This is a genomic window from Starkeya sp. ORNL1 (assembly GCF_012971745.1).
Taxonomy (GTDB): Bacteria; Pseudomonadota; Alphaproteobacteria; order Rhizobiales; family Xanthobacteraceae; genus Ancylobacter.
Genome location: NZ_CP048834.1, coordinates 2,892,396 through 2,905,866, shown reverse-complemented (window position 1 = coordinate 2,905,866; position 13,471 = coordinate 2,892,396). Strand labels below are relative to the sequence as shown.

The window sequence follows — 13,471 nt, the reverse complement described above, 5'->3', positions numbered from 1 at the left end:
CGCGCCCGAGGCAGATAGGGCGCCGTTCTGATGGCTGATCTTGGGTTCGATTTCAACTGGCGGGACTACCAGCACTACGACGGCGAGGGCGAGATCGTCACCGCCTATGAAGCACTGCGCCAGCACGCGACCTGGGTGTCGCGGAAGCTCGGTCCACCGCGGACGGCAAACGGCAAGCCGACCAAGCTCTCTCCATTTCACCGGGGGCCGTATTGCGTCGAAGCGCAAGACAGGCCTCGCAATTCAGAGGCCGACATGACCATCCACGCACCCGACTCCAATAGTGGACGCGGACCGAAAACCCCGTCGCATCCCAATCGCGCGTCAATCGCGGCGCCCTTCGCGGACCCGTTCCATGGGCGAGCCACGATCAGCACCGTCGAGATGATGCGCATTCTTGGGGTCTCGCGGACCCTTGCGCAATCGATGATCCGAGACGGGCGGGTGACCTCCGTAAAGCTCGGCAAGAGTCGGCGGATCGTGGTGGATAGCGTCCGCGCGCTCATTGCCGGTCGGTGCGCGTGATGGGACGGCTCCTTCAATCTGAAGAACTCCACGCCATCTATCGAGAGCGGGTGGAGTTTATTCAAGTCATCAGATCCTCTGACCCTAGCCAAAACTGGGACGTCCACATTGGGCCGACCCAGTATGTGGGGTGTTACTTGTTCGGCAGCGCCCAGAGGAAGAAAATTGCCGGATACCTGTTCGACCTATTTGAACGAGGCGCGCTCCCACCTAGCGAGATCAGGATTGATCCAAACGAAGACGGCGAGCGCTCGGACTACACCGTCCGCGTTGAACCTATTACTAACGACATCTGGCGCGCCACGGCATTCAGTGCAGGCGGCCATTTGGTGTACGCGTCCCGAGAACTGGCAAGGCTTGAAGCCGTAAGCGCTGCGATTGCCTGGGCGAACAGCAGCAACGCCGCCATCTGGATCGCGCCGCCTGTGCCGGATTGGAACGTGGGAGCCTGGAACCTTATGGTCGACATTCGCGCACTACAAAGCACTCGTCCTCATATTTTTAAGTCAGGAAAATAATAACTACTCCCCAAAGCCAGAAGTTCGGCACGGTTGAGAGTGAGTAATTCAAATGACGCCTGATATTATGCCTTCATTGTCAGCAAATGTTGACCTTTCATCCGATGGTGCTGACGCACTTCGCGTCAAGACCTACCGGCAAGCTCTGTGGAAGCATGGATTTCGTCCGGTTCCTGTGAAAACCAACGAGAAAATTCCCGCCGACAGCGAGTGGACCAAGCGCGCGCGGCTCAACCCTCCGCTTTCCGCTCGTACCGACGCCTTAGTTTCAGCCAACGCGCTGAACACCGGCATCCTTTGCGACGGGCTGCGCGTAATCGACGTGGACGTAGATGGCGAGCCGGCAGCCGACGCTGTTTGGAACCTCGCAAGGGACACGCTCGGACAGGCTCCGTATCGTTTCAGAGAAAACAGCGCGCGTCTCTTGATCCCATATCGCGCTTGCGAAGGTGAACCGAGCAAAGATCACGTGACCGGCACGTTGGGCAAAGTCGAGATTCTCGGTCACGGCCAGCAGTTCGTCGCCGATGGCATTCATCCGTCGGGTGCCCCTTACTTCTGGGACTCCGAAGATCTAAGTTCTATTCATCGTGATACTTTGCCGGCTGTTACGGAAGAGCAGATTAGGGCGTTCCTGGAAGCGTGCTGCCCCCTCGTTGGCGCGAGAACTTACCGCAGCAAGCCGGAGCGATTGCATGAGCGGTGGGTGCTACAAGCGAGCAATATCGCCGCTGCGGGCACTACCGCCTGGGGTCGGGCCGCTCTCGCTGCCGAATGCGACCGGATCGCCGGCTGCCCGCCCGGAGACCAGAACTCCACACTTACTTCAGCCGCATACAAGATCGGACAGAGAATCGGCTCGGGCGAGATCGAACGCTCCGAAGCCGAGAAGGCACTCGTCGCGGCCGGCATGCAGATGGCCAACGGCGTTCCGAAACGACCCTGGACGCCGGGCGAGATCGCCAAGGTCGTGAGGCGGCAGATCTCCGCCGGGGCTGCCAATCCCCGAGGACCGACAGTCGAGGATATCGAGTTGGCGGTCGCGGGTGATGCCTTGGCTGAGGCTATCATCATGGCCGACGAAGACCGGAGGGTATCCGGTAGGAAGATGTCGGCTGCCCCTGTCGTTCCTGCCGAGAAACCCCTTCCACTTTTGCCCACTGTGAAGACGTCAGAGCCCTTCCCGATTGACGCGCTCGGCTCCGTCCTGGCGCCGGCTGCAAGGGCCATTATTGCGGCGGTTCAGGTGCCCCCCGCGATGGCGGGACAATCGGTTCTTGCCGCCGCGGCGCTCGCCGCTCAGCCGCATGCGGACGTTCGGCTTCCGCACGGGGAAACCAAGCCGCTGTCCCTCTTCTTCTTGACGATCGCGGAGTCCGGGGATCGCAAATCTGGCGCTGACCGGCTGGCCCTGCAACCTGTCGTCAAGATGGAGCACGCTCTGAAGCAAACGCGTGACAAAGAAATGGCACGGTGGAAGGTCGAGTACGCGGCATGGGCGGCAGAAAAAAAGAAAATCGAGAGCAATGGAAAGATCGGCCTCGATCAACGCCGTGAAAATCTAGCAGGCCTCGGCCCCGAGCCTGAAGAGCCGCTCTATGGGGCTTTGATTTTCGCGGACGCGACGGCAGACGGCATCACGAAAAACATGCCCCGCTCTCGTGGATCTCTGGGAATCTTTACTGCGGAAGGGAGCACCTTCCTCGGTGGTCACTCGATGTCCGAAGAAAATCGCCGCCGCACGGCCGCGATGTTGTCGGAGGCTTGGGACGGCACGCCGATCAAGCGCATCCGGGCTGCCGATGGCATTTCGATTCTCTACGGGCGGCGCCTTTCTGCGCATATTATGATCCAGCCAGGCGGGGGTGCCGAATTCCTTGGCGATACCGCCTTACGCGATCAGGGGCTGCTCTCCCGTTTCCTTGTCGCTGCCCCTGAGAGCATAGCCGGCAGCCGCGCTTATCGTGACACACCGCCGGAAGTGAATGTTGCCGTGCAAGCTTACTGCGGGCACCTACTGAGACTTCTGGAAGCCGAACCGCCCCTCCTCCCTCCACAGTTCATTGTCAATGAACTCGCACCAAGGCCTATCCCGCTCGGTCGTAAGGCCTCGGAGATTTGGAAGGAGTTCTACAATCACATTGAGTTTCAGTGCGGCCTTGAGGGTCCGCTTTGCTCAATCAAGGGATTTGCAACGAAAGCCGCGGAGAACGCCGCGCGCATTGCCGGTGTTTTAACGATCGTTGGAGATCTCGGCGCCCACGAGGTCAACGAAGCCGCTATGTACGGCGCAGTACAGATTATGGGCTGGTACGTGACGGAAGCTGTCCGTCTCCGGGGCATCACCAAGGTCAGCCCCCGCCTCGAGCTGGCATCAACGCTTCTTGACTGGCTCCGGAGGCAGAAGGGCGACGTTCCGTTCCGCACCATCATGAACAGCGGCCCCGCTCAGGTGCGCCGCAAGGATATGGCCGAGGACGCAATAAAGGTCCTCGTCGATCACGGTTGGATTGCGGAGGTGTCGAAACGGCCCCGTTGCATTCGTCTCAATTCGGCGGAGCAGCATTGATGGAATATATCCCCTTCGTATTTTCGGGCGGTACAACCCAGAATGTTGACACGCCGGGTGCGCCCGAGTTTGCGCGGCCGCGTCCTTGGGTCAAGAACGAACCCGGCCACTGCCCGCCAAGCGTCGCAACCTCCGCGGACGGCGCTGCAGAACTCTCCTCGGAGAGACGTGTTCATTATCAAGCAGATAGCGTCACCTGTCGCAATGTCGCAATTGTCGCTGGAGCGGCTGCTCAAATCGACGTTTTTTGCGAGCGATCGGCCGTAGCGGAATTCGAAGGCGGCCTTCCGCGAGCCCATGCGGAAGTCCTGGCCGCCTTGGCGACCTGCAATCTCGGACGAGATGGCCCGAGAATCATCGATTTGGTTGCCAGAAACCTCGAAATCCTCGCGCGTTACGGAGCCCTGAAGTGAAAAAGCATCAGAATGGAAGCCCCGAACTCGATGCTGCGCTATCAGCGCTCTCGCCCAGACGACAGATATTTGTTCGCGAGTATCTTATTGATTTGAATTGCAAAAAGGCAGCCGAACGAGCTGGTTATGCCCCTCGTTCAGCCCAGGAACAGGGCCATCGGCTGTTCAGAAATGTTCAGGTCGCAGCCGCAATTTCGATTGCGATGGCCGATCGGGCACGTCGCACCCAGATTGAATCGGACGCCATTCTCAAGCGCTGGTGGGATATTGCCAACGCGGACGTCAATGACGTCATCCAGTATCGCCGCATCGCGTGCCGCTACTGTCATGGCAAGAACCATGGGTTTCAATGGCACTCGCAGCGCGAATTCGATGCGGCATATAGCCAGGCTGTCGAAGAGAAGCGCACTCCGCCTGAATGCGATGGTGGCTTTGGCTACGTCGAGACGGCCGGCCCTCTTCGGCAGTGCCCTGAATGCTCAGGGAACGGCGTGGGCGTCGTTTTTGCCCTCGACACCACCCAGCTCAAGGGATCGGCGCTGCTCCTGTACGACGGCGTGAAGCGGACCGGGGGCGGGTTCGAGATCAAGCTGCGTGATCGCGACAAAGCGTTGGAGCTTGCGGCACGCCACCTCGGCATGTTTTCCGAGAAGCTGATCCTCAAAGGCGACCCGGAGACCCCGCTGAAGCTTTTGTTGCGGGAGGTCCAAGGGACGTCGCTGCAACCAGTCGTCAATCCCCCCGACGACGATGAAGACGAGGACTAGTGGCTGCGAGAGTGGCGGACGGTTCGGGCGCCGCGCGGCTGATCGCCTGCGGCGCCTCAAATCATGTTTGGCTATCGCGACAGACGGTCGCATGAGGCCCTGAGGGCCTCAGAGGCTCCGAACGGCAGGCAGCCTTCCCATTTGTTGGTACATAAGTTGGCATAGTCAGAAAGCAACTCACAAATAATCGTGATATATCAATATGATAAGACACTCAATTGGATGCCGTCCCTGGCACCATTTGTTTTCAATGACTTAGGTCATTGTTGGCAAAGTCAGTTTTCCAGTTCCGAGGCCGGGTTTTCCATTTTCTCGGCCCGCTTCTCCCCAAAAATGTCGAGCTTCGCGACTGTGAGTCGAGCCTCGGCCGTTCGGTCCGCCGCGTCCGAATAGTGCTGCGCCATGCTAAGGGTCCGCTGTCCAAGGATGCGGCGGATGTCGTCAAGGTCGGCTCCGGCTTCCCGCAAGCGCTGCCCAACCGTGTGCCGCAGACCGTGCATAGTGAGCCCAGAGGCCACCCGACCAGACTGCTCAAGCCTGCCGATGAACTTTCCGAAGGTCGAGTTGAAGCCACTCGCGGTCCATGACTCGCCGCGAGAATTTGCGACGACCGTGGGGGCAGAGTGGCGAGGCGCATTTGCCAGGATCTGAGCCAGTTGCGGATGCACCGGAATCGCTACTTCAATCCCTCTCTTGGACGTTAGCATTCGTAGGATACCGTCCGATATCGCATCCTTGCGAACGGTGAGCACATCCGTCTTCCGAAGCCCCGCGAACATTGCGAGGGCAATTGCAGGTCGGAGGTAGTCGGGCGCAGCCTCAATTACCGTTCTGCACTCCTGCTCCTTCCACCCACGATTGAGGCGCGGCTTCTGCTGGTCGCGACGAAGTCCACGAACTCGCCGGACCGGATTGTCGCTAAGCCACTCCTTTTCACGGGCAAACTCCGCAATGATCGACAGTACGGCGCGAACATTCTTGGCCATCCAGCGTCCTCGCTTGTCGTTCACTTCGTCACGAAGAGCCGCGACCCAACTCGCTCTAAATTCAACGAGCGGCATGCCTCGCAAGGGCGCCAGGACCTCGAAGGCGCGATCGTAGGTTATGCGAGTCGCGGGTTTAAGGTCGTGCCAAAATGGCGACTTGCGGTATGCGTCAATTAGCATGCCCAACGTGCCGGGACGGGCTGTTGGCTGGGAGCCAGCCTCCAGACGCGCCACCTCAAGGATGAACTCAGGACTGCCAAAGGCGGCCTTAATGCGCGTCTTTGTGCGGCGATGGTAATAATATACGCGGCCTTTGGCCTGGACCCGCTTAATCCCCTTGACGCGACCGCGAAACACGGCAGGCCTCCACCAATCCGAGCCATGAGTTTGAATGCTGGGATGACTCCGGGTGTTGGAGTCCGTCGAGCCAGCGGTCGATGGCGCGCACATCGTATCTGTGGTGGCGAGGGCCGCTCCCCAGTGAGACCGGTTCTGTCGGGCAGGCGGCCTGGAACCTAGCGACGCTAACTCCGCAATAGTCCGCCGCCTCTCGGGACGTCAGAAGTCGAGGGGGGCTTCGGTGCATGCCCATCACGCGTCTCCGCTCTCATCTCCATCTTCATCCGAGGCGTCAGTCGGCTGAAGCAAGTGTTCTATGCTAGAGAATTCGAACCTTCCGGATCTCACACTATTTATTTCCGCAGCAAGACGCTTCGAAGAGAGGCGTGCCCACCCGTCTATCGTAGTTATCTTGATAGCTGCGTAAGTAGTTCCTGTCTCAATTAGTGCCCATCCGGAGTCTTCAAACCATTCTTTGACTTCAGAAATGAAATTATCTGTTAACTTATTTCTCAACCACAGGCGCCTCAACGAAATCTCCGCGACACGAACTCTCGTCAAGGCTTTTCCACTCTCTTCCTCCTTGCGCCTAATAAGCAACGCTAAAAGCAAGGCGCTCTCCCGGGGCGTGGGTTTCCGGGCTTGAAGAACGTCATCAGACATTGTCATTGGTCTCACATTTTTAAGATATAAGATATACGAAAAATCAACGTGTTATCATAATTACGATTTCGAGTGCCGACAAGCGGAGATGTCCATGATTGAATCTCAAAAAATACGTAAAATTACTGTGGAAAAGATTCCGAAGGCGGCTCTTTTCGGTTCGACCGAAATGTCGAACGAGCCCGCAGCGGCCGCCGAGGATCTTTCACAGCGAGACGAGCAGGGCTTCGACGAAGCAACGCATCTCGACTTGTTGATCGGGGCGTGTGTGAAGGCGGCTGTCAGTGGTGAGGAACTCAACCAGTGGCAAGCTAAGCTAGTCAGTTCTCTTGCTCCGGCCTACGCCTTGTACTTGGCTATCCGAGAAAGAGATGCCGCGATCGAGTATGTCCGACAGAAGACTGGCGTCAGGGGCTCAAAGGGCAGGCATAACCCCGAACTGCTTTGCGTTCAAATTCTTACACGGCCTGACGACCTTCGCGCTAGGAAGGCGGCATCAGAGTACGCCGCCCTCTTGCGGTATGCGCAATTGAAGGCGATTGAGGCCGGTAATTTCGTGGACTTCGCGAAATCGACGACGATACAAGAGGCGAAGCGTAATGCTCCGGTTCGAAAGCGACAGCGCGGGTCAGCCTGTTGGCTCGAAATGCGTATTCGCCGCGGAGACGAGGGTAACAAGACCATAAAATTCGAGCTTGCGGCATCGATCATTCAGTCGCTGGCCCTCCTTTTTGATTCAGATCAAGTGACCATCGAGGCCGTGGCCGATTTGCTCGCGTGGGGACCACGTGAGGCAGTGTGCGATCCGCCAATTGAGGGCAGCGCAACCCGGACCAGCACCGATGTCTGAGCCATCTCTCGACTCACCTTTCAATCGTCCGCGAAGAGCCCCGCGCATCAGCGGCGTATGGCCGGATTTTGAGACCCGCGCCGCTGCTCGCGAGGAGGACCGAACGCGCGTCAGGCGTCTGCGATCCACACTGGGCGCGTGGCCTGCCGTCCCGACCAAAGACTCTCTGGAGCGCGTGGGCCACTTAGCGATCCCCCCGCTCGACATCTCTAAGGCTTGTAAACTCGCGAAGCGCCTGGAGCGGGCTCCGGAGGGGCGGGCACCGCGTACTCTTGCATCCGCGCGCTATCTTCGGAACTTACGGAATCGCCGCCTCGGCGCGTTGTTCGACGCGTTGAGCGGGTTCCGCGATGAAGATCTGCGGGTCTTCACCGTAATCTCGCAGAAATGGTTTCGGGGCGCCGGATCATCCAGCCGGCAAAAGCCAAATTGCCCCGATCCCTCTTCGCTGCAGACGACGCGATCCGTGCCCTCACTCACTTGGATCACGTAAAGGTCGAAGTTGTTACGTCCTCTGCCGTTATCGTCGCCGTTCATGGCGACCAGCAGAGTTCCGATGCCCTCACGGACCTGGAACGGGTATGAGATTTCCGGACGGGCTTGGGTCAGAGTAGATGTTTGCCCCACGACGTCGCGTTCCGTCACGAGCGCCGGTCCTGGACCTGCCGGCGCGGGCTCGCCGACCAACTGAGCTGTTTCTGAGATCCATTTGGCATACTCGACCACGTCGACGTCATAGCTTTGGTCGCCGAGCAAGCAATCGTCTGCGCTACCTCCGGAGGTAACCCCCGCGATTTTGCGTAGCTGGCGACCGCCTGTGACTTCGTATACAAATAGTGGGCCTCCAGAATCCGCATTGCAGGTGTTTGATCTTATTGTACCGTTCTGAACCTCGGCTGAGAAATTCCAACAGACGAGAGGAATGTCACTCTGTGTTTCTCTACAGGGCGCGGTCTCGATAAAACCTTCGCGCTTGACACCATAATCCTCGTTGAAGCCGCCGGTGCGCCCGAAACCGACGATAGTGCCTAATGTACCATGAATTGGTCGTTCTTCCCCAAGGATCGATTCGAGTGTTATTCTTAGCACAGGAGCAGCTAGTGTGAGTACAGCGATGTCTGCTTTGGGAAAGCGATACAGGTCCTTCTGCCAATCGATGGTCTTTACACTTATAAATCCGGCGCTATGTAGGAATATTCGGTATTGATCGGGTCGAGGGTCCTTCGCGATACAATGAGCTGCTGTAAGGAATTTGTCGGGTGCGATCAGCGTACCCGAACACCAAGCAGTCGATGTGCGCGCTTCGGCTCCCTTCAAGACAACGCCTGTTGCAGGATAGTCTATCGTGCCGCGACCGTTCACTATGCGGGGCTGAGTCCGTTCTCGCCTATTTCGTTGTGCTCTTTGATCGTCAACCTCTTCGGGTCTATCAAGCGTCCTGAGCGTTTCTTGCGCTTGAGCGACGATCTCCGTGAGAACGCGCTTATTTTCTTCTCTGGCATAGTTGGAGGCTGACTTAAGGTCGTCAGCTCTCGCGGCATTTCCTAGAATTAGAGTAACGGAGACAGTGGAGAGTATCGCGCTTCTGACAAGCGCTCTAGGAACACAAGCCATGACCGACCTTCCGTTTTGGCCGCGCCGCACTAGGTCACATACCCATAAAGGGATTCCCTGCGGCTCGGTGTTCTGATTCATTGATCTCAGCCTTGGAGGTTGAGATGGCGCGATTTGACCTGACGGATTTCGAGTGGTCGGTGATCGAGCCACTTCTGCCGACGAAGGTGCGCGGGGTTGCACGCGTGGATGACCGTCGCGTTCTGAACGGCATCTTCTGGCGCCTGCGCACCGGGGCGCCATGGGCCGATATCCCTTCGCGCTATGGCCCTCATACGACCTGCGTGAACCGCTTCAACCGGTGGCGCAAGGCCGGCCACTGGGCGCGCATTCTGAAAGCCGTATCAGCTGCTTACGATGGCGATATCCAGATGATCGACGCCTCGTCGATCCGCGTTCACCAGCATGCCGCCAACGGCCAAAAAAAGACGAGCGATCCCGTTGCATGGGTCGCTCGCGCGGCGGCCTGACCACCAAGATCCACGCGCTCGTCGACGCCGAAGGCCGCCCGATCCGCCTGAAGCTCACCGAGGGCCAAGCTCACGACGGGCGCTCGGCCACCGACATGCTGGACGCGGTCGAGCCGGGAAACATCCTTCTCGCCGACAGGGCCTATGACAGCGACGCCTTGCGAGACGAGATGGCTGGGCGCGGCGCATGGGCCAATGTTCGCGCCATGCCCAACAGGGTCAAAACCCTCGCCTTCAACGCCTGGCTCTACCGCCAACGCAACGCTGTCGAGCGCTTCTTCAACAAACTCAAACACTTCAGGGCCGTCGCCACCCGCTACGACAAGCGAGACGACAATTTCCTCGCCTCAATCCAGCTCGCTTCAATTCGCATCTGGCTGCGAAGTTATGAGTCGGTCACCTAACGTCAGAATAGCAGAGTAATGTGCGAAGTGCGCCGTCTGCACGTTGATCGTAGCGATTCTAGCGGGGATCGCAACCTAAAATTGAGTTCTCTGGTTGTAGCTCTGCGCCTAACGCACCTGCGTACCTAGCGCGTTTTTCGCTCGGTTTGGGTCATATCAGGTGACCTCAAATTCGTTTGCACATTCGCGCGGCGTGAAGAGGTCGATGCAGCGTCCGCCCACGCTCAACAAACCTTCGACAGTACGTTCGGCCGCGGTACGCAGCAGCGCCTTGAGCTTTGGGGGAAGCGTCTTCACTGCCCCGACGGGAGTGCTTCAAGCGTGTTGATCCACGGTCACGCAGCCGACATGCAGTGGAGTCACGGGCTGCAGCGTGCCCAGCTTCGCCGAACGGACCGGCGTGGACTACGCATCGCCACTCGATGTGCCGGAGATAGCCCGTCTCGCAGGCGAAGATAAATTGGTGCGGCGAGTCCCGATGCTTCCTCCCATCGTTACCGTTCCGGTCAAGCCGCTTCGGCGCTTCGAGTTCGCTGAAGCGACCGCTCCGGCGGCGGTTAAGTGGATCGCTCGCAATCGCATCGCATTCGAACCATTGGAATCTCGTCTTGGTTGGGGGCGGTAGTCGTCGGTGGCCTGAGGCGATCGGCGGCGTGCGGGACCTCATCGGGTTATCGGAGGCACGCTTGTCGTCAGCGCTTGCCAACTGGCGCTCGCGCGGACGGCTTGCCGTCATATGCTCGGCGTTCTTTATTTGCTACGGTTGTAGAAGGCGCCACCGCGTCTTTTCCGTGTAGCGCGGCTTCGTGGATCTCGACGATTGCGGCGCGACATTGGGTTTCGTATTACGATGAGCAATCAGGGGCCACCATGACATCGTTCGTTTGGATGAGGCCGCGCGTGCTTGCCTGTGTGATCGCCGCCGGCATGTCTATGATCCATGGCGCCGAAGGGGTGATCCTCGTTAAACCCCGGGGCGGCGTATCACAGTCCGAGACGCCGGCCGGTGACAAGGCCGCCGCGCCGGCTCCGCACAAGGCGGCAGAGCTCGCCGTCAACGTCAGCTTGCCGTTCGAGAAGATCGCGCAACTGATCAATCAGTTCGAGTATCGGTTTCAGGCAAAGGGCAAAGCTGCCGCCGGCTTGGTCAGCTACAACGGCACGTTGACGATGGGGAATGTCACGCTTGCACCCTCCGGTCAGACGCAATTCCCGTTGCGCGCCGTGGCGCCGTTCAAGCTGGTCGCGACCGTCGGCGGCTTCCCGGTGGCTCGGAGCGGCGACGCGACCATCGACTTTGCTTTCGACGTCGGTTCCGACTGGTGCCCGGTCCTGAAGTTCGGCGAACCGTCAGTGAATTTCACGGAGAAGGCGGCTCTGCCTTCCAAGGTGGAGAAGTCCATTCCGAGCTTTTCTGAATTCGTCGCCAGCAAATTCCTGAGGAGCGAACTCCAGGCGAATGTCACCTGCGATGTCATCAAAAAGGAGATCGCGAAGCTGTGGGGGCCGGTCACGTTGCCGGTGACGGCCGCCGGCAGGAAGTTCTTTCTCAAGCTCGAGCCACAGTCGTTCGCGGTGTCGCGCATCGCGGTCGACGCAGACAAGATCTCCTTTTCGCTGTCGCTCGGAGCTTTGACAACGGTCGCTGCGAAAGCGCCCAAGCCGAAGAAGGCACAGCTGCCCGGCGTGAAGGTCCTCGCGCATCGGCCTGTCGCCGGTGCATCGACCGAGGCGGAGGCGACGCTGTCCTTGCCGATCAGTCTCGAGCTTCGCTAGGCGGTGCTCGCAACTGGCGAAGAAGTGTGGCCTTGCGTGAAAAAGTTGCGTGTGCAAGCATGGGTTGAGGGGCGAATGAAATGTTTCCAGGTCCGGGTTGCATTAAATTATCGTTGCTCTGTGCCGCGTTGTGCATGTTGCCGCTGCTCGCGGCCCAGGCGCAGAGTTGCCCCGATGTGCTAGAGCCGACCCTCAAGCGGCGGTTCGACGCGGCTTTGGCTGCGAAGGATACCGAAGCCAAGCCAATCTACGGCTGCGATGATCGCAGGAATTTCTACGATCCTGTGCTGACCGAGCATGAGCGCAAGGCGGCGCAGGCGACGGCGGTCCTCGTCTCCCGCGGCCAACTCAAGAGCGCGGACGAACAAAAGACGAAGTGGTACCTGCAACCCCGCCCAGACGCCCTAAAGCTCTGCTCGCCGGAGGACGCGGTGGCAAACAATCGTCTTGCTCCAGAGCGCTTTTGGGACGAGCCACTACCGGGGAATTGCTCGGCGTTTAAGGTTGGAAAACGCTGGATGGCGACGGCCGGTCATTGCATCAAGACCCGCCAGCAATGCAGTGACACCGCCTTCGTCTTCGGCTTTCATATGAGGGAAGAGAACGACGCGCCGGACAAGGGAATTCCGAGCGAGCGCATCTATCGATGCGTCAAGATCATCGCAGGTGAGTATTCGGGCGACAGCGACTGGCGCATCGTCGAGGTCGATCGCGACATCAACGGCCCGCAGGTCGATATCCGCACGAAGACGACCACATCGCCTCCGCGGAAAGGAACCGCGCTGACTGTCGTCGGCTATCCGCTGGGGTTGCCGGTCAAAATTGCCGGCGGTGCCGACGTTCACGAGATCCACAAAAGATATCTGACGGCGAACCTCGATACCTATCACGGAAGTTCGGGCTCGGTGGTCCTCAACAGCGACAGGCTGAAGCAAGGCCAGTTGCTCGCGGAAGGCATTTTGGTCCGCGGCGAAACTGATTTCGTTCCGGGCCTGACCTGTTCGTTTTCGGAGAAATGCCCCGGCGATGGTTGTAGGAGGGAGGATGTAACATTGACGTCGGAGTTCGCCCATATTCTGAAGAAATAGGCGGCGCTGCCGCCGCAATTAACATGTCGGTGTCAAGATTGGACCGGGATACAACCGTCCTTCGTGTCTTCGTGCTGAAGACACCGAACATATCGGCGGCAGCCGCAGCAGGCGCACTTGCAGTGAAGGAAACTAGCCCTCCAAAAGCAAAGACTACGCCGATGCTGCAGGATACGGTCAAGGCTTCCACCTCCCCAATCGTCGTTGAAGACGACTTACGAAGATATGCAGGTCCAACGCCACCTAGGAACACGGATAAATAACTGTGCCGCCTTAATCGCTTGGAAGGATCTCGAGGATGATTTTTCAGACTTCTCCAGCGGCCTTCCTCATCGTGGCGACCCTTATCGCCGCCCCGGCGCGCGCGCAGCCGGCCCAGCCACCCATTTCCCCCACTGAAGCACCGCCGCCTCCACCATACCTCACACCACAGGCAACATTGTACCCTGTGCTGAGGGCGGCGCCGGACCCTGCACCACCACAGCCTCC

At 58.9% G+C, this 13,471-nt stretch carries 12 protein-coding genes and 1 pseudogene; 9 read left to right on the top strand and 4 right to left on the bottom strand.

Annotated elements, in window-relative coordinates:
• The first annotated feature begins 30 nt into the window (after positions 1-30).
• From G3545_RS13815 to G3545_RS13795, 5 genes are read left to right on the top strand one after another with little or no spacing between them, the layout of a single operon-like run.
• A complete protein-coding gene (locus G3545_RS13815; RefSeq protein WP_170013503.1) occupies positions 31-525 on the top strand; it encodes a helix-turn-helix domain-containing protein in 495 nt (164 codons plus the stop codon).
• Positions 525-1,043, top strand: coding sequence for a hypothetical protein (locus G3545_RS13810; protein WP_170013501.1), 519 nt, complete (start codon positions 525-527; stop codon positions 1,041-1,043). The genes G3545_RS13815 and G3545_RS13810 overlap by 1 nt, the downstream gene beginning before the upstream one ends.
• A 52-nt stretch (positions 1,044-1,095) precedes the next feature.
• Entirely contained in the window at positions 1,096-3,612 is a 2,517-nt protein-coding gene (locus G3545_RS13805; RefSeq protein WP_170013499.1) for a DUF3987 domain-containing protein, read from the top strand.
• Entirely contained in the window at positions 3,612-4,025 is a 414-nt protein-coding gene (locus G3545_RS13800; RefSeq protein WP_170013497.1) for a hypothetical protein, read from the top strand. The genes G3545_RS13805 and G3545_RS13800 overlap by 1 nt, the downstream gene beginning before the upstream one ends.
• Positions 4,022-4,792: a terminase small subunit gene (locus G3545_RS13795; protein ID WP_170013495.1), complete on the top strand. Its 771-nt coding sequence runs from the start codon at positions 4,022-4,024 to the stop codon at positions 4,790-4,792. The genes G3545_RS13800 and G3545_RS13795 overlap by 4 nt, the downstream gene beginning before the upstream one ends.
• Positions 4,793-5,067: 275 nt before the next feature.
• On the opposite strand, the gene G3545_RS13790 is transcribed toward G3545_RS13795, so the two are convergent.
• Positions 5,068-6,135, bottom strand: coding sequence for a tyrosine-type recombinase/integrase (locus tag G3545_RS13790; protein WP_170013493.1), 1,068 nt, complete (start codon positions 6,133-6,135; stop codon positions 5,068-5,070).
• Between the two features lie 234 nt (positions 6,136-6,369).
• Complete coding sequence (locus G3545_RS13785) at positions 6,370-6,780, bottom strand: hypothetical protein (protein ID WP_170013491.1); 411 nt, start codon at positions 6,778-6,780, stop codon at positions 6,370-6,372.
• Positions 6,781-6,874: 94 nt separating this feature from the next.
• Between G3545_RS13785 and G3545_RS13780 the strand changes: the two genes are divergently transcribed.
• Positions 6,875-7,630 (top strand): hypothetical protein, encoded by a 756-nt coding sequence (locus G3545_RS13780; RefSeq protein WP_170013489.1) that lies wholly within the window; start codon positions 6,875-6,877, stop codon positions 7,628-7,630.
• Positions 7,631-7,915: 285 nt separating this feature from the next.
• Here G3545_RS13780 and G3545_RS29895 read toward each other — a convergent pair whose 3' ends face one another.
• Positions 7,916-9,244 carry a trypsin-like serine protease gene (locus tag G3545_RS29895; RefSeq protein ID WP_281411732.1) on the bottom strand — a complete coding sequence of 443 codons (1,329 nt, stop codon included), beginning with the start codon at positions 9,242-9,244 and terminating at the stop codon, positions 7,916-7,918.
• Positions 9,245-9,348: 104 nt separating this feature from the next.
• Here G3545_RS29895 and G3545_RS13770 point away from each other — a divergent pair.
• A protein-coding gene (locus G3545_RS13770; protein ID WP_170009084.1) for an IS5 family transposase occupies positions 9,349-10,118 on the top strand; the annotation gives its coding sequence in 2 pieces (ribosomal slippage) (positions 9,349-9,663 and positions 9,666-10,118; 768 coding nt in all).
• 156 nt (positions 10,119-10,274) lie between these two features.
• On the opposite strand, the pseudogene G3545_RS13765 reads toward G3545_RS13770, so the two are convergent.
• Positions 10,275-10,397: pseudogene (locus G3545_RS13765) on the bottom strand (IS630 family transposase); the annotation flags it as partial.
• Between the two features lie 591 nt (positions 10,398-10,988).
• On the opposite strand from G3545_RS13765, the gene G3545_RS13760 reads away from it, so the two are divergent.
• Entirely contained in the window at positions 10,989-11,894 is a 906-nt protein-coding gene (locus G3545_RS13760; protein ID WP_170013485.1) for a DUF4403 family protein, read from the top strand.
• A gap of 134 nt (positions 11,895-12,028) precedes the next feature.
• Positions 12,029-12,982, top strand: a complete 954-nt coding sequence (locus G3545_RS13755; protein WP_170013483.1) for a serine protease — start codon at positions 12,029-12,031, stop codon at positions 12,980-12,982.
• The last annotated feature ends 489 nt before the right edge of the window (positions 12,983-13,471 follow it).